This window comes from Sulfitobacter geojensis, assembly GCF_000622325.1.
In the GTDB taxonomy this organism is placed as follows: Bacteria; Pseudomonadota; Alphaproteobacteria; order Rhodobacterales; family Rhodobacteraceae; genus Sulfitobacter; species Sulfitobacter geojensis.
Genome location: NZ_JASE01000005.1, coordinates 884,978 through 904,089, shown reverse-complemented (window position 1 = coordinate 904,089; position 19,112 = coordinate 884,978). Strand labels below are relative to the sequence as shown.

General features: G+C 58.6%; 23 protein-coding genes. 10 read left to right on the top strand and 13 right to left on the bottom strand.

Features of this window, described 5'->3' with window-relative positions:
• Positions 1–7: 7 nt before the first annotated feature.
• Positions 8–385, bottom strand: coding sequence for a VOC family protein (locus tag Z947_RS0106420; protein WP_025043486.1), 378 nt, complete (start codon positions 383–385; stop codon positions 8–10).
• A gap of 42 nt (positions 386–427) precedes the next feature.
• On the opposite strand from Z947_RS0106420, the gene Z947_RS0106415 reads away from it, so the two are divergent.
• Positions 428–982, top strand: a complete 555-nt coding sequence (locus Z947_RS0106415; RefSeq protein ID WP_025043485.1) for a winged helix-turn-helix transcriptional regulator — start codon at positions 428–430, stop codon at positions 980–982.
• 112 nt (positions 983–1,094) lie between these two features.
• The gene (locus Z947_RS0106410; RefSeq protein ID WP_025043484.1) at positions 1,095–2,147 is read left to right on the top strand and encodes a fatty acid desaturase; all 1,053 of its coding nucleotides are present in this window, start codon (positions 1,095–1,097) and stop codon (positions 2,145–2,147) included.
• 12 nt (positions 2,148–2,159) lie between these two features.
• On the opposite strand, the gene Z947_RS0106405 is transcribed toward Z947_RS0106410, so the two are convergent.
• Entirely contained in the window at positions 2,160–2,510 is a 351-nt protein-coding gene (locus Z947_RS0106405; protein ID WP_025043483.1) for a hypothetical protein, read from the bottom strand.
• A gap of 160 nt (positions 2,511–2,670) precedes the next feature.
• Here Z947_RS0106405 and Z947_RS0106400 point away from each other — a divergent pair, with 160 nt between their 5' ends.
• Positions 2,671–3,645 carry a glutathione S-transferase family protein gene (locus Z947_RS0106400; protein WP_025043482.1) on the top strand — a complete coding sequence of 325 codons (975 nt, stop codon included), beginning with the start codon at positions 2,671–2,673 and terminating at the stop codon, positions 3,643–3,645.
• 2 nt (positions 3,646–3,647) lie between these two features.
• Here Z947_RS0106400 and Z947_RS0106395 read toward each other — a convergent pair whose 3' ends face one another.
• Positions 3,648–4,013, bottom strand: coding sequence for a response regulator (locus Z947_RS0106395; RefSeq protein WP_025043481.1), 366 nt, complete (start codon positions 4,011–4,013; stop codon positions 3,648–3,650).
• A gap of 205 nt (positions 4,014–4,218) precedes the next feature.
• On the opposite strand from Z947_RS0106395, the gene Z947_RS0106390 reads away from it, so the two are divergent.
• From Z947_RS0106390 to Z947_RS0106375, 4 genes are read left to right on the top strand one after another with little or no spacing between them, the layout of a single operon-like run.
• Entirely contained in the window at positions 4,219–5,160 is a 942-nt protein-coding gene (locus tag Z947_RS0106390; RefSeq protein ID WP_025043480.1) for a threonine-phosphate decarboxylase, read from the top strand.
• A complete protein-coding gene (cbiB, locus tag Z947_RS0106385) occupies positions 5,157–6,071 on the top strand; it encodes an adenosylcobinamide-phosphate synthase CbiB (RefSeq protein ID WP_025043479.1) in 915 nt (304 codons plus the stop codon). The genes Z947_RS0106390 and cbiB overlap by 4 nt, the downstream gene beginning before the upstream one ends.
• Positions 6,072–6,077: 6 nt before the next feature.
• Positions 6,078–7,247, top strand: a complete 1,170-nt coding sequence (locus tag Z947_RS0106380) for a lytic murein transglycosylase (protein WP_420804496.1) — start codon at positions 6,078–6,080, stop codon at positions 7,245–7,247.
• Positions 7,248–7,262: 15 nt separating this feature from the next.
• The gene (locus Z947_RS0106375) at positions 7,263–7,658 is read left to right on the top strand and encodes a rhodanese-like domain-containing protein (protein WP_037938748.1); all 396 of its coding nucleotides are present in this window, start codon (positions 7,263–7,265) and stop codon (positions 7,656–7,658) included.
• Between the two features lie 6 nt (positions 7,659–7,664).
• On the opposite strand, the gene smc is transcribed toward Z947_RS0106375, so the two are convergent.
• Together smc and Z947_RS20825 are read right to left on the bottom strand one after the other, a co-directional pair.
• Positions 7,665–11,120 carry a chromosome segregation protein SMC gene (gene smc, locus Z947_RS0106370; protein ID WP_025043476.1) on the bottom strand — a complete coding sequence of 1,152 codons (3,456 nt, stop codon included), beginning with the start codon at positions 11,118–11,120 and terminating at the stop codon, positions 7,665–7,667.
• Between the two features lie 120 nt (positions 11,121–11,240).
• A complete protein-coding gene (locus tag Z947_RS20825; RefSeq protein ID WP_025043475.1) occupies positions 11,241–11,645 on the bottom strand; it encodes a hypothetical protein in 405 nt (134 codons plus the stop codon).
• Positions 11,646–11,793: 148 nt separating this feature from the next.
• Here Z947_RS20825 and Z947_RS22565 point away from each other — a divergent pair, with 148 nt between their 5' ends.
• Complete coding sequence (locus Z947_RS22565; RefSeq protein WP_025043474.1) at positions 11,794–12,561, top strand: FadR/GntR family transcriptional regulator; 768 nt, start codon at positions 11,794–11,796, stop codon at positions 12,559–12,561.
• Between the two features lie 87 nt (positions 12,562–12,648).
• Here the strand turns inward: Z947_RS22565 and Z947_RS0106355 are convergent, their stop codons facing one another.
• The 6 genes from Z947_RS0106355 to Z947_RS0106330 form a co-directional block, all read right to left on the bottom strand.
• Positions 12,649–13,209, bottom strand: coding sequence for a F0F1 ATP synthase subunit B (locus tag Z947_RS0106355; RefSeq protein ID WP_025043473.1), 561 nt, complete (start codon positions 13,207–13,209; stop codon positions 12,649–12,651).
• Between the two features lie 5 nt (positions 13,210–13,214).
• Positions 13,215–13,742 carry a F0F1 ATP synthase subunit B' gene (locus Z947_RS0106350; RefSeq protein WP_025043472.1) on the bottom strand — a complete coding sequence of 176 codons (528 nt, stop codon included), beginning with the start codon at positions 13,740–13,742 and terminating at the stop codon, positions 13,215–13,217.
• A 97-nt stretch (positions 13,743–13,839) separates the two neighbouring features.
• The gene (locus tag Z947_RS0106345) at positions 13,840–14,064 is read right to left on the bottom strand and encodes a F0F1 ATP synthase subunit C (RefSeq protein WP_011567586.1); all 225 of its coding nucleotides are present in this window, start codon (positions 14,062–14,064) and stop codon (positions 13,840–13,842) included.
• A 57-nt stretch (positions 14,065–14,121) separates the two neighbouring features.
• Complete coding sequence (locus Z947_RS0106340) at positions 14,122–14,883, bottom strand: F0F1 ATP synthase subunit A (protein WP_025043471.1); 762 nt, start codon at positions 14,881–14,883, stop codon at positions 14,122–14,124.
• Between the two features lies 1 nt (position 14,884).
• Positions 14,885–15,244 carry an AtpZ/AtpI family protein gene (locus Z947_RS0106335; protein ID WP_025043470.1) on the bottom strand — a complete coding sequence of 120 codons (360 nt, stop codon included), beginning with the start codon at positions 15,242–15,244 and terminating at the stop codon, positions 14,885–14,887.
• 167 nt (positions 15,245–15,411) lie between these two features.
• The gene (locus tag Z947_RS0106330; RefSeq protein ID WP_025043469.1) at positions 15,412–16,305 is read right to left on the bottom strand and encodes a LysR substrate-binding domain-containing protein; all 894 of its coding nucleotides are present in this window, start codon (positions 16,303–16,305) and stop codon (positions 15,412–15,414) included.
• Positions 16,306–16,487: 182 nt separating this feature from the next.
• Between Z947_RS0106330 and Z947_RS0106325 the strand changes: the two genes are divergently transcribed.
• Together Z947_RS0106325 and Z947_RS0106320 are read left to right on the top strand one after the other, a co-directional pair.
• The gene (locus tag Z947_RS0106325; RefSeq protein ID WP_156026627.1) at positions 16,488–16,670 is read left to right on the top strand and encodes a hypothetical protein; all 183 of its coding nucleotides are present in this window, start codon (positions 16,488–16,490) and stop codon (positions 16,668–16,670) included.
• Positions 16,671–16,679: 9 nt separating this feature from the next.
• On the top strand, positions 16,680–17,021 hold the full coding sequence (locus Z947_RS0106320; RefSeq protein ID WP_025043467.1) for an ArsR/SmtB family transcription factor: 342 nt from the start codon (positions 16,680–16,682) through the stop codon (positions 17,019–17,021).
• 162 nt (positions 17,022–17,183) lie between these two features.
• Here Z947_RS0106320 and Z947_RS0106315 read toward each other — a convergent pair whose 3' ends face one another.
• On the bottom strand, positions 17,184–18,077 hold the full coding sequence (locus Z947_RS0106315; protein WP_025043466.1) for a DMT family transporter: 894 nt from the start codon (positions 18,075–18,077) through the stop codon (positions 17,184–17,186).
• Positions 18,074–18,952, bottom strand: coding sequence for a LysR family transcriptional regulator (locus tag Z947_RS0106310; protein ID WP_025043465.1), 879 nt, complete (start codon positions 18,950–18,952; stop codon positions 18,074–18,076). Before Z947_RS0106310 ends, Z947_RS0106315 begins: the two co-directional genes overlap by 4 nt.
• Between the last annotated feature and the right edge of the window lie 160 nt (positions 18,953–19,112).

Below are 19,112 nucleotides of genomic sequence, written 5' to 3'. Positions count from 1 at the left end.
GGTCGTCCTAAGCCCCGTCGGACAGGTCCTGCGCAATCATCAGGGCGTTACCGTCGGGGTCATACAAAGAGGCGAGGCTGACCATACCTTCCATGGTTTCGGTCGGCCCGTCGAATTTGACGCCCGCCCCTTCCAAAGCGCTGCGGGCAGCGGCGATGTCAGCGACACCAAATACAGGCACCGCATTGCCCGGTGCCGGTTCGGCCTGCTCCCCCAGCCCCAGAACAACGCCCTTTGTATTGGTTGCCAGCTCGCTCCAGCCCGCTTCATCAATATGAAACCGCAGGGAGAAACCCAACATATCCGCATACCATTTTGCACTTGCATGCCGGTCACGCACCGACAGCGCGATGGTGATCTGATCGTCTACGGTGATAACTGACATGGGCTATTCCTTTTGTGGTAAAAAATATATATACTATACTTTATGGACATAAATCTAGTTGTCAAGATTACGACCCGCGCTTGGTCCTTGCGGATCCTCGCGCTGTTGCATGAGGGTGTTGCCGGACGCCAAGCGGCGTTATTGAAGGCGACGCAAGCGGGACGCACGGCATTCGCCCAAAGTTTGCATCACCTGATTGACCTCAACCTTCTGGAGCGCAATCCGGGCCACGGTCACCCGTTGCGCCCCGAGTACCGGCTGACCGCCACCGGCATCGACGCTGCCGCAATGGCCAGCCGCATCACACGCGTCGCGCCTGATGAAACGGATGCCGTGTTGCTTCGACGGGCATGGACCTTGCCGGTTCTGAGCGTCAGCCCAGCGCCGAGTTCTTTTACCGAAATAAAAACATCGCTGCCTCCGATCACCGACCGTGCGTTGTCGCAGACCCTCAAGCAGTTACAGGGGCATAACTGGCTGATGCGACAAGTTGACACAAACGCCCACCCCCCAAGGGCAAAGTACCACGCGGTGAACGCCGGATTGCAGATAAACAAGGCTGTTTCGCTGTTTTCACCGGCCGGTCGACTGCTGTAATCCCCACAAATCTGGCCGCTGAACAGATTATTAAGCTTCATCGCGCAAGTGTCGTTTGCGTGAACTGGCGATTGGTCTATGAAGGGGGCTAACAACAATGAAAAACAGGCACATGTCCGAACATACCCCAACCACACCGCCGCAGGCCGAAACGCGCGCTGCAAGAGACTGGGTCAAAATTCTGGCCGAATATCGTGAGCCAAGCACATGGCGCAGCTCGTTCGAGCTGGCCGCGACCATCGGCCCGTATTTGCTGATCTGGATATTGGCATGGCTGTCGCTCTCCGTCAGCTATTGGCTGACTTTTGCGCTTTCCATGCTTAATGCCGCGTTTTTATTGCGCCTTTTCGCAATCCAGCATGATTGCGGCCACGGTGCGTTCTTTAAAAACCGGACCCTTAGCGACTGGCTCGGCCGGGTTCTTGGCGTACTGACGCTGACCCCCTACGATGTTTGGCAGCGTACCCATTCGATCCACCACAGCTCTTCGGGCGATCTTGGACGCCGCGGCATGGGGGATGTTCACACGATGACATTGGCCGAATACCGCGAGGCAGGGGCGATTGAGCGTATTGTCTATCGCTTGTACCGCCACCCGATCATCCTGTTCGGTCTGGGACCAGGATACCTTTTCTTCCTGCAAAACCGTATCCCATTGGGTTTGATGAATAATCTGCGCTACTGGATCAGCGCGATGGGCACGAATGTGGCGATCCTGACCGCACTTGCGGTGATTCTGTATTTCGGCGGCCTGATGCCTATTCTGCTGATCTTCGTGCCTTCAACCCTGCTGGCCGCAACGGCTGGGGTCTGGTTGTTCTATGTACAGCACCAGTTTGAAACGACCCATTGGGAAAACAGCGAAGACTGGCAGCTGCACGAGGCCGCACTTCATGGCAGCTCTCACTATGTGATGCCATCCGTCTTGCAATGGCTCAGCGCGAATATCGGCGTGCATCACGTGCACCACCTTTACAGCCGCATCCCGTTTTACCGCCTGCCGGAAGTGTTACGCGATCATACGGATCTTGCTGACGGCAACCGCATGACGATTCGCGAAAGCCTTGCCAATGCGCGTCTGCACCTCTGGGACGAAGAGGGCAAAAGATTGCTGTCCTTTTCGCAGGCCCGCGCGCGGTTCAAGGAAATGACCACACCGGTCTAACCCGCGGCGCGGCTATCGGGCCGCGATCAGGGCAACAGGCGCATCAACAGCGCGTTCAAAATCAAGCGCGGCTGCTGTGGCAACAGCGGTCGCGCGTTTGAATTCAAACCGCATTTCACCTGCTTCTTCCTCGCCGGCCACGATCAGGCATTGGAACAGGTGATGACTCCCCTCGTACAGATCCACCAACCCGCGCAGGCTGGGCGCATCCTCGGCCGCGATGGCAAACCCGGATTTCCACATGCGCAGCACCGGATAAATCCGCCCGTCGACCTCAAGACGCAGACGTGACGCCCGATGCAGGCTTTCGCTGCGCGCGGCATCAAGCCCCGCCAGAATCTCTTTTGACAACATCGCTTCCATGAACATCTCCACCCCGATTTCCCCCAAGGTGGCCTAACCCACCAAAAAATCAACCCAATTCGGACTGTGCACCAATGCACCGGCCCTGCGCCTCTGCTTCATATGGGCAGAGTATGACAACAACGCTACATTCCCCCTAACTGATGAAGGAGCGCGTAAGATGGGTCTGTTGGTCGATGGGAAGTGGCAAGACAAATGGTACGATACCACGTCTTCCGGTGGAAAATTCGAACGCGCGGCTGCAAAATTCCGCAATTGGGTCACGGCGGACGGGCGCGCCGGCCCGACAGGCGAGGCCGGGTTCAAAGCCGAAAGCGGGCGGTATCATTTGTACGTCAGTTATGCCTGCCCTTGGGCCCACCGCACTCTGATCTTTCGCGCGCTGAAAGAACTGACCGATCACATCACAATCAGTGTGGTGCACCCCGAAATGCTGGGGGATGGGTGGACGTTTGATGCCAGTTATCCCGACGCCACCGGTGACACGCTTTTCGGTCTTCCCTTTGCCCGCGACATCTATACCCGCGCCGATCCGACGTTTTCGGGCCGCGTGACTGTACCAATCCTTTGGGACAAGACGCAGGGCACCATTGTGTCGAATGAAAGCTCTGAAATCATCCGCATGTTCAACAGCGCCTTTAACGATTTGACAGGCAACACCGACGATTACTGGCCAGCCGAGTTGCTTGAAGCCATCGCGCCGGTCAACGACCGCATCTACGAGACTCTGAACAACGGCGTTTACCGCTGCGGCTTTGCCACCACACAAGACGCCTATGACGAGGCGGTCGGCCCTCTTTTCGACACGCTGGACTGGATCGAGGAACGCCTGGCTAAAAACCGTTATCTGATGGGTGCCCAGGTCACCGAAGCCGACTGGCGCCTGTTTCCGACGCTGATCCGGTTCGATATGGTTTACCATCTGCACTTCAAATGTAATCGCCGCCGGATCGTGGATTACCCCAACCTCTGGGCCTATACCCGCGAGCTGTTTCAATGGCAGGGCGTGGCGGCGACGGTTAATATGGATCACATCGTGCGCCATTATCACTACAGCCACGAAACCATCAATCCAAACCGGATCATCCCGATAAATCCGCAGCTTGATTTCGCCGCTCCCCACGGGCGCGGCTGACCCTATTGCCCTGCGCCGGCATAATATTCGACCATCGCGGCCAGATCTTCTGGCGGGGTGCCCGAGGGCAGAAAAGCACGGGCATTCGCAGAAAGCCCGAAGATTGATCCGTCGGAAAAGAAACTTGTGTTGGTCACGAAAAGAACCTGCGCATCGGGTTGATGCAGATGGGCAAAATCCGACACGGATAGCGCCGATCCCCCTTCGATCACCAGATCAAGAATGATAATGTCTACGGCCTGTTCTGCGATATGGTCGGTAGCTGCATTCTGGGTCGCCACACAGCTGACCTGCATGCCCTGACGTTCAAGATGGCGTTGCCACAGCACACCCAATTCTGACCGGCTTTCGACGATCAGTACCTTCACTTGCGTGCAGTGCTTCTGGGGAAGGATATGGGAGGGTACGCTCATGGCCCTGTGGTCGGCCCATTTCATTAACAAACCGTTAACAAGGCGTGAATTTGATTAACGCGGCAAACTTCACTTGATAAAGAAGCGATTTTCCGCTCTGCCAAGAACCTATAAAGGCGGGGCATCGCCGGTCGGTTCGAAACAGGGATATCCTATACGCATGCAAAACCTACGTGACCACGGTGGCAACCTTGACGCGGCAATGGCCCGTTTCGGCGGCAGTCGCAGCAGCTGGCTTGACCTTTCGACAGGGATTAACCCGCAGGCCTATCCCCTGCCCGCGATCTCGGACGTCGCATGGACGGCCCTGCCCGATGTTGCGGCGCGCGACGCCCTGATCAAAGCTGCGCGGCGGTTCTGGTCTGTGCCCGAAAGCGCAGCTGTATTGCCGGTTGCGGGTGCATCGGCCGCCATTGCGCACATCCCCTTGCTGGCCGCCAAAGGGCGCGTTGCGATACCCGGCCCGACCTATAATGAACATGCCGCCAGCTTTGCTATGGCGGGGTGGGATATCGTTGACGGGTTGCCCCATGATGCCAGCGTGCACGTGCATCCCAACAATCCCGACGGTCGGTTATGGACAGCCGATGACTGCGCCGGTGCCTTGCGTGTGATCGACGAAAGCTTTTGCGATGTTGCGCCCGATGTTTCCCTGATGGCCCAAGCGGACAAGGCTGGCACCTTGATCCTGAAAAGCTTCGGTAAATTCTGGGGGCTGGCCGGTCTGCGCCTTGGCTTTGCCATTGGCGATGCAGCTTTGCTTGACCGCCTGTCCGCGATGCTGGGGCCTTGGGCTGTTGCAGGACCGGCGCTGGAGATCGGCACCGCGGCCTTGGGCGATATCGCTTGGGCTGCCGATACGCGAACCCGACTGGCCCACGACGCCACACGCCTTGATACCTTGATGCAATCACGCGGTGCAGAAATCGTTGGCGGTACGCCGTTGTTCCGCCTTTACGATGTAAAAAATGCAAGCGCATGGCAGGATCAACTGGCCCACCACCACATCTGGAGCAGGGTATTCCCTTATAATCCGCGCTGGATACGCCTTGGCCTGCCACCGGCAAATGGCTGGGCCCAACTTGAGACTGCTTTGGCATGAGTACGGCCTGGATCCTGATTTGCGCCTTGTTGCTCGATGCCATCGCAGGGGAGCCGAACTGGATCTGGCGGCGCATTCCCCATCCGGCTGTCCTGATGGGGCGGCTTATTGGCTGGTGCGATCAAACGTTCAACACTGGTGCCGGTCGCAAGGTCAAAGGCGCGGCTGTGGTGCTGGCCCTGGTCTTTTTGGGCGCGGGGATCGGTATGATGCTCGGACAACTTGGAGCGATTGTCGAAATCATCCTTGCCGCAATTCTTCTGGCCCAACGTTCGCTGGTACAACATGTGCGCGCGGTTGCGGACGGGTTGCGCCTGTCGCTGCCGCAAGCGCGGCGCGCGGTTGCGATGATCGTCAGCCGCGACACCCGCGATATGCAGCCCCCTGCCATTGCCCGCTCCGCCATCGAAAGTGCTGCTGAAAACTTTAGTGACGGGGTCATCGCCCCCACTTTCTGGTTCCTGATCGGAGGGCTGCCGGGGTTGATCATCTACAAGCTGGTCAATACCGCCGACAGCATGATCGGCTATCGCACCCCCCGATTTGCCGATTTCGGATGGGCCGCCGCACGATTTGACGATCTGCTGAACTGGCCCGCCGCCCGTCTGAGCGCTGTGCTGATCGCCCTGCCCGCCCATGTCCTGTCGCAATGGTCGGCCATCCGGCGTGACGCGGCCTTGCACAAATCCCCCAATGCCGGCTGGCCCGAAGCCGCAATGGCGCGTGCCATCGCTGTGGCGCTTGCCGGTCCACGGGCCTATGATGGTGTGATGCAGACGTTCGAATGGGTGAACCCCAATGGCGCACGCGACATCGGTGCTGCGCAGATTGACGCCTGTATCACACGATTGTGGCAGGCATGGGCCCTCGCTCTGGGGGTGGTCACCGTGATCGCGATTTTGACTGGCTAAGGATTGATGATGCGACGTTTCTTACTTTCTCTTATGTTTGCCAGTCTGGCGCAAACAGCAACGGCAGCTTGCGGCGGCTCATTCTCAAGTTTCGTCAGCGGCCTGAAATCCGAAGCCGTCGCAAAGGGTGCGTCAAAAACCACCGTCGATGCCTTTTTTGCCAACGTCCGCCAAGACCCTGCAGTTCTGCAAGCCGACCGGAAACAAGGCGTGTTTCAACTGCCCTTTGTCGACTTCTCGCGGCGCCTGATTTCAAATGACCGCATCAATCGCGGCCGCGCAAACGCCGTGCGGTATGACAGTGTCTTTGACCGGATCGAACGCGATTATGGTGTTGATCGCGGGGTGCTGTTGGCGTTCTGGGCCTTTGAAACCGATTATGGCGCGTTTCAGGGCGACTTCAACACCGCCAACGCGTTGATCACCTTGGCGCATGATTGCCGCCGCCCTGAACTTTTTCGCCCGCAAGTCTTTGCCGCAGTTGAACTTTTCGCTCAGGGCCAATTCGATCCGCGCAGCACAACCGGTGCCTGGGCCGGCGAGATCGGCATGGTCCAGATGCTGCCCCGCGACATTCTGGAAAACGGTGTGGATGGCGACGGGGACGGCAAGGTCTCACTGAAAACCTCCGCACCGGATGCACTTATGTCGGGGGGAAAAATGCTGCAACACCTGGGCTGGCGTGCAGGTGAACCTTGGCTTGCCGAAGTCACCCTGCCCGATGATTTTGACTGGTCCCTTACCGGGCTGGAGACCAGCAAACCGATCGAAAGCTGGCAATCCCTTGGCGTCACCCCGCGCAATGGCGCGCTGCAATCCGGCCTTGAGGCCTCGGTGTTATTGCCGCAGGGGCGCAACGGACCCGCGTTTATCGCCTATCCCAATTTTCGCGTCTATTTCGAATGGAATCAAAGCTTTACCTACGTCATGACCGCCGCCTATTTCGCGACCCGCCTGAACGGGGCACAGGTATTTGATGCCGGCAATCCTGATCAGGGGCTGGAAGGCAACGATATGAAAGCCCTCCAGACACGTCTGCAGGCCCGGGGGCATGATGTGGGCGGCATTGACGGTATCTTGGGGGCTGCGACCCGCGCTGCGGTGCGCATGGAACAGGCCCGCTTGGGTTTGGCTGTGGATGGATGGCCAACCCCTGCATTGCTCTCACAACTTTAACCCAAAGGAATTATCATGGCACTTAAGACATCCGCCGCTGAAATGGTTGCGGCCGCCCGCGCCCGCATCGAAGAAATAGAAACCTCTGATGCCATCGCAATGGTAAATGATCCTGCGGTTCAAATCGTTGATCTGCGCGATCCGCGCGAACGCGAGCGTATGGGGTTTATCCCAGGCAGCTTTCACTGCCCGCGCGGGATGCTGGAGTTCTGGGTCGATCCTGACAGCCCCTATTTCAAAGAAGTTTTCGCGCAAGACAAGAAATTCGTCTTTCACTGCGCTTCGGGCTGGCGGTCGGCGATTTCAGTGGCCACGCTTCAGGATATGGGGTTTGACGCCGCGCATCTGAAAGAGGGCTTTGGCGCGTGGGAAAAAGCCGGCGGTCCCGTTGAAAAAGTCACACCAAAGTAACGCCTCCTAGGCGACCAGTGTTTCCGCCTTCTTGAGGTCGACGGAAACCAACTGGCTGACCCCCTGCTCGGCCATGGTCACGCCGAACAGCCGGTCCATCCGCGCCATCGTCACCGCATGGTGTGTGATGATCAGGAAACGGGTGTCGGTCTGGCGACACATCTCGTCCAACAGATCACAAAAGCGGGTGACGTTCGCGTCATCCAGCGGTGCGTCGACCTCATCAAGCACACAGATCGGTGCGGGGTTCGCAAGGAACACCGCAAAAATCAACGCCATCGCAGTCAAGGTCTGTTCGCCCCCTGACAGCAGGCTGAGCGTGCTGAGTTTCTTGCCCGGCGGTTGGCACATGATCTCAAGGCCGGCTTCAAGCGGGTCATCGGATTCGACCATCACCAGGTTGGCGTCCCCACCGGCGAACAGATGGGTGAACAACATCGAGAAGTTGGAATTAACCTGTTCAAATGCCGTCAACAGCCGTTCACGACCTTCACGGTTCAAACTGGCAATGCCGGACCGCAGGGTTTTGATGGCTTCTTCCAGATCGGTTTTCTCTCCGGTCAGGGTGTCGAATTCGTCCTGCACTTCCTTGGCGTCCTCTTCGGCGCGCAGGTTCACGGCACCCAATGCATCCCGCTGTCGCTTGAGCCGGTTCACGTCCGCCTCCAGCGTGCCGGCATCGGGCATTTTGTCCGGCGTGGCATCAAGCGACGTTAACAATTCTTCCGGTGTCATCTGGCTGTCTTCGGAAATCCGGTCGGCGGCGGCAGCCACCGTTTCTTTCGCGGCTTCCGCCCGTGCGTCCGACCGTGCCCGCGCCTCTCGGGCCTCGGACGCGTCACGTTCCGCATCACGTTCGGCAAGCGTGGCTTCGCGCAGAACGCTTTCGGCCGTAGACAAGGCATCCGCCGCATCTGCCTTGCGCCCCTCGGCGGTCTCGATCGCGTCGCTCAACTCGTCGCGTTTTGCAGCGATTTCGGCGGGGGCGGCGCTGGCTTCTTTCAATTCGGCCTGCGACGTTTCCTTGCGCTCAACCAATTCCGCGCTGCGCTTTTCTGCCGTTTCAAGACGATGACGCCAGCCGCTGGTTTCCTTGGTCACCTCTTGTGACCGCTTGACCCGCGCATCCCCTTCGCGGCGCAGTTCATCATGGGCGGAACGACGGGACATCATCGTGATCCGCGCGGCCTCAACGGTCATGCGCAGATCTTCGATCCCTGCGCGGGCTTCGCCAAGATCACCCAGTTCTGCCAAGGCGCGTTCGGCTTCAACCACACGCCCCCGTGCCGCCATCGCTTCGTCCTCGTGACGTTTTACAGCCAGCCCAAGGCTTTCGAGCCGCCCCTCGGCAAGGTTTCGGTCTGCTTCGACACGGCTAAGCGCGCGGCCTGCATCCGCCACGGCACGGTCCGCATCACGTCGGGCCTCGCGGGCACGTTTATCTGCTTCGGTCTGTTCGGCCAGACGGCGCGTCAGGCTCTCATGTGCAGCGCGTGCGCCTTCGGCCTGCTGGCTTGCCTGCTCCAACGCCTGTTTCAACACCTCCAGCCGGTTCAGCTGTTGCAAACGCAGAGCGGCAGCCGATGGCGCATCCTCGGCCCAGGCGCGAAACCCGTCCCAGCGCCATAAATCGCCCTCAAGCGAGACCAGCCGCTGACCGGGCAGCAAGGCCGCCTGCAATCCCGCCCCTTCGTCAGGATCGACCAAGCCGATTTGCCCCATTCGGCGTTCCAAGACATCGGGCACTGAGACATGTTGCGACAAGGGTGTCACGCCAGAAGGCAAAGGTTGGTCACGATCATAGTTGGGCAGAACGGCCCAACCGGACGGGCCATCTGCATCGACTTCGGGCGCGCGCAGATCATCGGCCAAGGCCGCGCCCAGTGCTTTTTCGAAACCGTGCTCCACCTGTAGCCTGTCGAGGATCTGACCGCCCTCTGCCGTGTCGCGTTCCACCAGCTTGGCCAGTGCTGCGACTTCGGCACGCAGCGCGTTCATTTCGCCTTCGGCTTCGGAGCGTTCACCACGTGCATCGGCCTCGCGCGCCTGCGTCTCGGCCCGCGCCTCTTCGGCATTGATCAATGCCTCTTCGGCCTGCTCTGCTGCGTCGACCGCTGCAAGCTCCGCGGCTTGTGCCTCCTCGAAACCGGCTCGCGCCTCTTCGAGGGTTGCCTGGCTTTGCGCTGCGGCATCTTGCGCTTTTTGCGCTTCGCTTTCGGATTTGATTTGGGTTTTGCGGCTGTCTTCCAGCAGGCGCTGTGCGGAACCGTGACGGGCGGCAAGACGCGCAACATCTTCGGTCTGCTGGGACAGATCATTCTCGCGGGCCTGCAAAACGCCGGCTGCTTCCTGTGCAGCCTGCGCTGCCGCTTCCAACGCCTCGCTGTGGCCTTCGCCCGCTTTGGCCAATTCACGGGCTTCCCATTCCAGCCGTTCGATCGTGTCTTCGGCGTCGCGGTTTAACCCTGCTTCGCGCTCGATATCGCGCGACAGTTGCAAAATGCGCCCGTTCAAAGTTTCGATGGTTTGCAGGGCGCGGGTTTCCTGATCGGTCAGCGTGTCGCGCTGCACAGACAGACGTTGCAGCACAGCGGCGGCAATCGCGTCTTCCTCTCGCAAGGCGGGCAAGGCATCTTCGGCGGCTTGGCGCGCTTTTCCGGCGGCTTGCACCAAGGCCTGCGCCTGCGCGGCCGTTGTCACCCGTTCGCGCAGTTCGGCATCTGCGGCGGCGCGTGCGTCTTCCGCCTCGCGCCAGCGCCGATACAGCAACATGCCCTCCGCCCGGCGCAGCCCATCGCCAATCTCGCGGTAGCGCGCGGCTTGCCGGGCCTGACGGGCCAATTGCGAAAGCTGCGCGGCCAGCTGTTCGATCACGTCATCCACCCGCGCAAGGTTGGCTTCGGCGCCGTTCAGCTTCAGCTCTGCTTCGTGGCGGCGTTGATACAGGCCCGAGATACCTGCGGCTTCTTCCAGAATGCGGCGGCGGTTTTTTGGTTTGGCGTTGATCAACTCGGAGATCTGGCCCTGCCGGACCAGCGCGGGAGAATGTGCACCGGTTGAGGCATCGGCGAACAACATCTGCACATCGCGTGCACGCACGTCTTTGCCCGCAGCCTTATAGGCGCTGCCGACATCGCGGGTGATCCGGCGCACAATTTCAAGGTTGTCGCTGTCGTTGAAGCCGGCAGGTGCCAACCGTTCGGAGTTATCAATGTGCAGCGCAACTTCGGCAAAGTTCCGGGCGGGGCGCGTGGCGGCACCGGCGAAAATCACATCTTCCATACCGCCGCCGCGCATCGCGGTCGGCCGGTTTTCCCCCATCACCCAACGCAGACCTTCCAACAAATTGGACTTGCCACAGCCGTTTGGCCCGACAACACCGGTCAGACCATCGGCGATGATCAGATCGGTCGGGTCAACAAAGCTTTTGAAGCCTGTCAATCTGAGTTTGGAAAAGCGCACCTGTTGCGGGGCTCCGATGATTCCTGTGTTCTGTAAAATGCGGGGGCGCGCGGGCTTGTGTCAAGCAATCGCCACAAGGGAGGGGCTGATGAGCGGAGTTATCCACAAGATATTGGGGTTTCATGCCGGATCGCAGTCCAGATCAATGCGGACCTGAGCGATTTCCCGAATGCCTGTTCCCCGCACGGGAACGCAATCCAAGGCCAGCGGCCTGACACGTGGCAGCACAGCCCCTTTGCCACAATCGAGCCTGCCGAACGCTTGCGCCTGATCCCCTGTGACGCTTGCGACCTTACACCCGCTGACCGTGGCCATTGCAACCGCCGCCCTTTCACGGATGGGCCCAAAGCGCGGTGCATATTCAGGGTTGATGCGGATCGCTTCGGCACGTTTTCCGTTCACGCGCACGTCGAAGGTTGATCCCTGAACACTGACACGGGTCACCGGCGAACCGCGGTATTCGGCACTGAGATAGTTGCACGCTGCAAGGGCGAGCAACATGATGAAGACGAAGGTGCGGATCATATCGCTGATGTTCGCTCAAACCGGTTAACGCGGGTTTAACAATACCTTTAGCTAAACCGCCAAATCGGACCGCTGTGGCCTGCGGCTGAGATGTCATTGCCCTGTCTTCATTCTGGTAATATGATCTAACCAATTCAAGGAATGCCTCATGCCCTTCCAACCTGTGACTTCTGAAAAACTGTCGACAGCAGTCGTACGCCAGATAGAGCAATTGATCTTGCGCGGCATTTTGCGTGCGGGTGAACGACTGCCGCCGGAACGGGAATTGGCGGAGCGGTTGAAGGTCTCGCGCCCTTCGTTGCGCGATGCCATATCAGAACTGCAGGGGGCGGGATTGTTAAGCGCAAAACCCGGTGCAGGGGTTTACGTGGCCGACGTGTTGGGCAGCGCTTTTGCCCCTGCTTTGGTCGAACTTTTTGCGCGCCACGATGAGGCGGTGTTTGACTACCTTTCGTTTCGCCGCGACATGGAAGCCTTGGCGGCAGAACGGGCCGCGCAGCATGGCTCGGATACGGATCTTGCCGTTGTTGATGCGGTATTTCAAAAGATGCAAGCCGCCCATGAAACCCGCGACGCGGGGGAAGAGGCCCAGCTTGATGCGCAATTCCATATGGCGATCATCGAGGCCAGCCATAACGTTGTGATGCTGCATATGATGCGGTCGATGTACGAATTGCTGCGCGGCGGGGTGTTTTACAACCGGCAGGTCATGTTCAAACAGCGCACCAGTCGGGCAGCGCTGCTGGATCAGCACCGCGCCATCAATGATGCGCTACAGGCACGTGACGGGGTGGCGGCGCGCACCGCGATCGAAACTCACCTTGATTTCGTTGAAACCTCACTGGCCGCCCAGCAGAAAGCCGAGCGCAACGAGGATATTGCCCGCCAACGGTTGCAACATGAAATTGGCGGCTGATCGGGCACAGAAAAACCAAGGCCGTGAAACGCAAAAGCCCCGACACAATGGCCGGGGCTTTTGACGAGAATCTAGAGCAGAACCAGCTTAGTGCAGCTTGGCATCTACCTGTGCAATGGCATCGTCGATCAAAGCGTTGCCGTCTGCGGCAGACATCTGTTTCGCGATCACATCACGGGCAGCAGCGACGGCAATCACAGCCGCCTGGTCGCGGACTTCCTTGATCGCTCCGGCTTGGGCTGAATCGATCTGGTCTGCGGCGGCAGCCATGCGGCGTGCAACAGATTTTTCCAGATCAACCCGTGCCTGAACGCCCGCGGCTGTCGCTTCGTCTTTTGCGGCAGCGACGATACGGTCGGCTTGTTCCTGCACTTCCTTTTGCTTGCGCTCGTAAGAGGCCAGCAAAGTTTGTGCTTCTTCACGCAGTTTGCGGGCTTCATCCAGTTCGGATTTGATGCCTGCAGCGCGTTGATCCAGCATGCCACCCAGAAGGCTTGGCACTTTGAAATAGAACAACGCGGCGATGAACAAGAGGAACGCCAGCAACACGACAAAGTCGGTGTTGCCCAGCGAAAAGAACGGGCCGGATGCGGCGAATGCCGGAGAAGCGGCAACAGTGGCCAACGCGGCTGTAAGGGTCAAACGCATGGTGTTTATCCTTTCATCCGGGCTGTAACCGCGGCGGTAATCGTTTTGGCATCAGCCTTGCCACCAAGGGCAGTGACGATTTCCTTAGCAGTGTCTTTTGCCACAACTTTCACGTTCTCCAGAGCGGAGGCGCGAATTTCGCTGATGGCTTTTTCGGATTCCGCAGCCTTGGCCGCAATCTCCGCGTCTGCCTTTGCGATGGCAACATCAAGGTCAGCCTTGATTTCAGCCTTGGCGCTTTCAACGATGTTATGTGCTTCGGCGCGGGCGTCGATCAATGCCTTGTCATAGGCGGCTTCGGCTTCAACAGCCTTGGCTTTCAGATCTTCGGCTGCGGCCAGATCATTGGTGATCGTGCCGGAACGCTCTGCCAGAACCGCACCGATGCGGGGCAGTGCGACCCGCGACAGGATCAGGTAAATTGCAATAAGCGCAAGCACGAGCCAGAAAATCTGGTTGCCCCAAGTGGAAAAATCCAGCTGTGGCATGCCGGGGGCCGAAGCCACCTCTGCGCTGTGTGTTTCAGTTGCCATTTTGGCTTCTCCTTGGAAACGAGACCCGAGCGATATGGGACTTATGCGCGGCCAGAGGATTGCCCCTGCCCGCGCATAAGAAAGTCGTTACCGAAGATTAAACAGCGAACATCAACAGCAGAGCAACGAGGAACGCGAAGATCCCCAGGGCTTCCGCGAACGCGATGCCGATGAACAATGTGGCTGTCTGGGATGCAGCAGCAGATGGGTTGCGCAGTGCGCCTGCCAAGTAGTTGCCTGCAACGTTACCAACACCGATTGCGGCTGCGCCGGAACCGATTGCTGCCAGACCTGCGCCGATGTGTGCGAGTTCGCCTTCCATGAGTATTCTCCTATGGGTTGGAAGTATAAGGGTGGGCGGGGGATATCCCCGCCGTCGTTAGTGAGAGGGGTGCAGCGCGTCCTTGAGGTACACGCATGTCAGGATGGTAAAGACGTAGGCCTGAATAAAGGACACGAGGACCTCCAGACCGTACATTGCCGTGATGCCGAGGATCGCGACCGGCGACACAAGTGTCAGGGCTGCGAAGCCGGCGAAAACCTTGATCACCGCGTGGCCCGCCATGACGTTACCCGCCAGACGAATGGAGTGGCTGACGGGACGTACGAAGTACGAGATCAGCTCGATAACCGCCAGAACCGGACGCAGCGCAAGCGGTGCTGAGGAAACCCAGAACAGGCCGAGGAATTCAGCACCGTTTTTGACAAAGCCCAGAACCGTCACTGTCAGGAACACGGCCAGCGCCAGCACAACAGTTACCGCAAAGTGGGAAGTCGGTGTGAACGACGTTGGCAGCAGGCCAAGGAAGTTCGAGCAAACGATGAACATGAACAGTGTCATGATGTAAGGGAAGTATTTCACGCCGTCTTTGCCGCAGATGTCTTCGACCATCTTGTAGACAAAGCCGTAAGCCAGTTCAGCAACCGACTGCATCCGTGAGGGGATGACCGAGCGCTTGGAGCTGCCCAGAACCAGCAGGAGGAACGTTGCGATCACGGCCAGAAACATCCAGACGGTCGCGTTGGTCACTGTGTACCATGCAACGTCGCTGCCTTCGCCAAAGAACGGCTTGACGATGAACTGGTCCATCGGGTGGAAAACCAGCCCGCCTTCTTCTGCGCCGTGTGTCTCTGTGGCCATCTCAGGCTCCTTCGTTCTTGTCGCCCGCAAGGGGCGCGTTCCTGCTGGCCTCATCGGCCATTTTCTTGTTCTGGATTTCTTGCGCCGAGCGGAGCATCGTCTTCACCCCCGCCGCAAGACCCAACATCACGAACAGCACCATAAAGATGGGAAGGGTGCCAAACAGCCAGTCCAACCCGTATCCGATGCCGAAACCGATCCCGAGACCGGCCACCAATTCAATCACCATCCGCCAGGCAAGCTGCGCCTGAGAATAATGTTCTTCCTGATGGGGTTTCGCCGGTGCCGACCGCTGCTTGGCGGCTTCGATCTTTGCTTCTAAATCGCGAAGGTCTTGATCTGGCACGGTGTAATTCCCCATTGGAATTCTTACGGGGTTGCTAATCATGTCCGCGCGCAGAGTCAACTGAGCGATTGAACAGGCCAAGCCATTGAAAAACCTAAGAAGCTTTGGTTTTCAGAAGCCGCCGACACACGCCAAATCTGTCAACCGACCGCTTTTACTCATTCAACCTTTCGGTTGATCATTTATCCCTCGCCGCCGCGCCAGACTGCTGTTTGCGCCATCAACCAGTCGCGAAATACCCGCACGGCTTTGCGCCGCATCACCCCTTCGCCTTGCAAAAGATAATAGCCACCCTCGCGAAATCCGACGTCTGAAATGCGGATCAGGCGGCCTGCGGCGACCTCGCCCGCGACAACCTCGTCCGAGACGAGAAGAATGCCCTGCCCCGCGACGGCCGCCTCCACAGCCAGAACCGAACTCATCCGCCAGCTGGATTGCGGCACTTCTTCCGGTGCGACCTCGCCCGTTAGGCCGAACCACATATCCCATGTGCCGCTACTTCGGTCCTTGAGCAAAGGATATGATAGTAAATCGCGCGTCGAGGTTAGGGGCAGTTTTAGCAATGCAGGTGACGCATAGGGATGCATCGGCGCATCGCTGATCAACTCAGCCCCCGGATACCGGTTTTCAGGACGCACGAACCGGATTGCCAGATCGGCCTCGTAACGGGCGACATCCGCCAGATGGCGCGAGGCTTCCAATCTGATTTCGATCTCTGGATGCAGCGCCGCGAATGCGCCCAGCTGGGGCACAAGAAGTTTCGTGGCAAACAGGGTTTCCGAATTCACCCACACCGTGCCTTTTGGCACTTCGGTCAGGGTTTCGGTTGCCGACGCAATCGCATCCAACGCCGGCGACACCTGCGCAAGATAGGCCGCGCCATATTCCGACAGCTCAATGCCACGCGGCAGGTCGCGAAACAATTGCACCCCCAAACGATCCTCCAAGCCACGCACATGGCGGCTGATGGAGGAATGGCTGACCGCCAGTTCTTCCGCTGCGCGCGAAAAGCTTTGATGACGGCCCGCCGCCTCAAAGGCGCGCAGGGCGTTCAGGGGAGGCAACTGACGGACCATGCATATATGTGCGTTTTTTGCACATAACCTGTCAAGGAATGGTCTTTGTATCTGCGCCGGTTTTGCACCAAACCTAAGATACCCAGTCACAATAGGTGTCGAAATGGCATATTTTCCAAACAACGCGCTTTTGCGCGACCAACGCAACTGTGTCAAAATATCCCCTGTCCTGAGGGCTTTGCGTGCTGCGCTGCGCTGGATCAAACCGGATCGTCACCCGCACGTCAGGGACATCAGCACCCGCCACGCCCGCGACATCGGGCTGTCAGGCACCGACTTGGCAGTTCACCGGCATCGCCTTCCGTCGCAACACACGCAACATCCGCGCGGTTGATCCGCTTTCCCTGCCTACATTCGCGCGGTAAGGTCGCGGCATGACAAAATCCATTGATCAGGTCTTTGCCGCCCTAGCGGACCCGACACGGCGTGCCATCCTTGCCATGCTGCTTGAAGACGACATGGCTGTCACAGATGTTGCCGAACCATTCGAGATGTCGCTGGCCGCGATTTCAAAACATCTTAACGTTCTGATGATCGCAGGGCTGATCAGTCAGGAAAAACGGGGACGGGTGAAATGGTGCAAGCTGGAACCCGACGCGATGAAAGACGCATCGATCTGGATGCAGGGGTTCGGACAGTTTGACCCTGTGAACCTTGATGCTTTCGAAAGATTTCTTGCCACTGAACTAGAACAGGGCACCAAGGAAATTCCTTGATGCCCTGTTGTATTCCCTAGATGGGATGCGTTCACATGACGAAGCGCACAATTGCCAGAACGATGACAACCAGGCCCACCAGATAAATAATACCACGCATGACGTTTCCTTTCACATTTCTGTGACGTTAACAGCCGACCGCGCGAAAGGTTCCAAAGTTAATTAACCTTTTTCGGCGGCATCATCCCGCAACAGCAGAAACAGGGCCAGAATAGTAAGGGCCACCCCCCCAGAAATCAGCAGGGGCGGTGCCCCGTTGCCCAGCGCAATTTCCCAGATGATCACCCAACTGGGCGTGAGATAGGTATAGGCCATCACCTTGGCCGACGGCAGGCGCAACGTCGCGAATTGCAGCAAAACCACCGTCACGGCAGTGGCAAAAAACGCGGTATAGAATAGAGTGACCCAAACCGTCGCTGGCAAAGTTGCCCAAGGCGTCGCGACGATGTCGGTCCATGCGTAGATGCTGAGCAGGACGCCGCCGGCAATGACCGTGCCAAAGGTAAAGGTCACCGCAGATTCGCCCCGGTTCAACCGGCGCACCATCGGCGTGTAGAGCGCATGGGAAATACAGCCGACGAAAAAGATTGCCTCGCCCGCACCAACATCGAACCGCAGAAACGCGTTGAGGTCAGCACGAAAAATCACCCAAAGCGCGCCCGTTGCGCCGATTGTCAAAGCAACCGCCATGCGCCCCGTTAACACCTGTCGCAGCAGCAACCAGGCAAACCCTGTCACCATCAGCGGCACCAATGTGAATACAGCGGCGACACTAACAGGGGGCGCGGTTTTCAACCCCTCGAACATCAGGACAAAGTAGATGCCGAACAACCCACCCAAGACGGCATAGCGCCACGGTGCCTGAAAACCGCCTGCCCCGAACCCGCCACGTGCCTGAGCCAGAACGCCGACAAACACCGCCGCAAGCCAGAAACGCACTGCGGTAAAGGCGGCCGGATCAATCTCGTTGGCCATCAAACCGCCAAGGGAGAACGACCCCGCGACCAAGGCCGAAAACCCCAGCATCGCCAGATGCCCCAATGTTTGCGGGTTCATATGTTGCCTTCGCGCAGTTGCTCTTTGATGAAACGCAAAAGAGCTTGCACTTTGGTGGTGCGGTGCAGATCCACGTGGGTCACCAGCCACAAGGGCGCGTCCCACTCCGGTCTGGGTGCGTGGATCTCGACAAGGTCCGGGTTTTGTCTGGCTTCGGATTCCAGCATGAAACCGATGCCCGCGCTGGCATAGATCGCGGCGAATGCGGCATGCGGATCCGTACAGCGGAAGGTGACCGCACTGTCGGGCACATTGGCGCGCATCCATACATAACAGGGCGCGCGACTGGCCTTGTTATCATCCCCGATAAACCGGTGGCGCGCATAATCTTTCGGCCCCTCGGGAATGCCATGTTCCTTGACATAACGCGCACTGGCATAGGCTCCCATGCGCACATCCAGCAAATGTTGCACCACATTATCCGGCTGATCCGGCACCACCCCTGCGCGGATCGCCACATGGGCCTCGCCGTATTCCAGCCGGAACAGACGGGCACCCGTTAGATAGCGCACCGTCACTTCGGGGTGTCTTTCCTGAAAAGCGGTCAGCATCGGCACGATCGGATTCGCAAGCTGCGCCAGCGAGGTGACGACCAGTTCCCCCGAAACATCCAGTCCGCGCCCCTTGATCCGGCCCGCCAGCTGGCCAAACTGATCATCGGTGGCCTGCGCGACCTGCAACAAGTCCAACCCTGCCTCGGTGGCAGTATAGCCACGTGCATGTCGCTGAAACAGCTTTACGCCCAACCGGCCCTCAAGCGCGTCAATATGGCGGATCACGGTTGCATGGTGCACGCCCAAGACCTCGGCCGCACCACTAACCGTCCCCATCCGCGCCACTTGAAAGGCGGTTCTGATTTCATCCCAGTTTTCCATTCGCCTTATTCTGACCGCTGTGGCCGTAATCACAAGTTTCATTCTGATTATATTTTGCGTCAGCAATGCGATGAAACCGCTTTGAGCCCTACAGGCTTGATGCCAAGGGGTGCATCGCGGCCCACCAGCCCCCTACATTTTTTGCGCATTCCTGCAGCAC

Excerpts from the sequence above, each read along its gene's own strand:
- Z947_RS0106380 (WP_420804496.1), top strand. The coding sequence starts at position 6,078 with ATGATGCGACGTTTCTTACTTTCTCTTATGTTTGCCAGTCTGGCGCAA.
- Z947_RS0106315 (WP_025043466.1), bottom strand. The coding sequence starts at position 18,077 with ATGAACCCGCAAACATTGGGGCATCTGGCGATGCTGGGGTTTTCGGCC.
- Z947_RS22565 (WP_025043474.1), top strand. The coding sequence starts at position 11,794 with ATGCCCTTCCAACCTGTGACTTCTGAAAAACTGTCGACAGCAGTCGTA.
- Z947_RS0106375 (WP_037938748.1), top strand. The coding sequence starts at position 7,263 with ATGGCACTTAAGACATCCGCCGCTGAAATGGTTGCGGCCGCCCGCGCC.
- Z947_RS0106335 (WP_025043470.1), bottom strand. The coding sequence starts at position 15,244 with ATGGGGAATTACACCGTGCCAGATCAAGACCTTCGCGATTTAGAAGCA.
- Z947_RS0106420 (WP_025043486.1), bottom strand. The coding sequence starts at position 385 with ATGTCAGTTATCACCGTAGACGATCAGATCACCATCGCGCTGTCGGTG.
- Z947_RS0106355 (WP_025043473.1), bottom strand. The coding sequence starts at position 13,209 with ATGCGTTTGACCCTTACAGCCGCGTTGGCCACTGTTGCCGCTTCTCCG.
- Z947_RS0106410 (WP_025043484.1), top strand. The coding sequence starts at position 1,095 with ATGTCCGAACATACCCCAACCACACCGCCGCAGGCCGAAACGCGCGCT.
- Z947_RS0106415 (WP_025043485.1), top strand. The coding sequence starts at position 428 with ATGGACATAAATCTAGTTGTCAAGATTACGACCCGCGCTTGGTCCTTG.
- Z947_RS0106310 (WP_025043465.1), bottom strand. The coding sequence starts at position 18,952 with ATGGAAAACTGGGATGAAATCAGAACCGCCTTTCAAGTGGCGCGGATG.
- Z947_RS20825 (WP_025043475.1), bottom strand. The coding sequence starts at position 11,645 with ATGATCCGCACCTTCGTCTTCATCATGTTGCTCGCCCTTGCAGCGTGC.
- cbiB (WP_025043479.1), top strand. The coding sequence starts at position 5,157 with ATGAGTACGGCCTGGATCCTGATTTGCGCCTTGTTGCTCGATGCCATC.
- Z947_RS0106390 (WP_025043480.1), top strand. The coding sequence starts at position 4,219 with ATGCAAAACCTACGTGACCACGGTGGCAACCTTGACGCGGCAATGGCC.
- Z947_RS0106345 (WP_011567586.1), bottom strand. The coding sequence starts at position 14,064 with ATGGAAGGCGAACTCGCACACATCGGCGCAGGTCTGGCAGCAATCGGT.
- Z947_RS0106320 (WP_025043467.1), top strand. The coding sequence starts at position 16,680 with ATGACAAAATCCATTGATCAGGTCTTTGCCGCCCTAGCGGACCCGACA.
- Z947_RS0106405 (WP_025043483.1), bottom strand. The coding sequence starts at position 2,510 with ATGGAAGCGATGTTGTCAAAAGAGATTCTGGCGGGGCTTGATGCCGCG.
- Z947_RS0106350 (WP_025043472.1), bottom strand. The coding sequence starts at position 13,742 with ATGGCAACTGAAACACACAGCGCAGAGGTGGCTTCGGCCCCCGGCATG.
- Z947_RS0106400 (WP_025043482.1), top strand. The coding sequence starts at position 2,671 with ATGGGTCTGTTGGTCGATGGGAAGTGGCAAGACAAATGGTACGATACC.
- Z947_RS0106330 (WP_025043469.1), bottom strand. The coding sequence starts at position 16,305 with ATGGTCCGTCAGTTGCCTCCCCTGAACGCCCTGCGCGCCTTTGAGGCG.
- Z947_RS0106340 (WP_025043471.1), bottom strand. The coding sequence starts at position 14,883 with ATGGCCACAGAGACACACGGCGCAGAAGAAGGCGGGCTGGTTTTCCAC.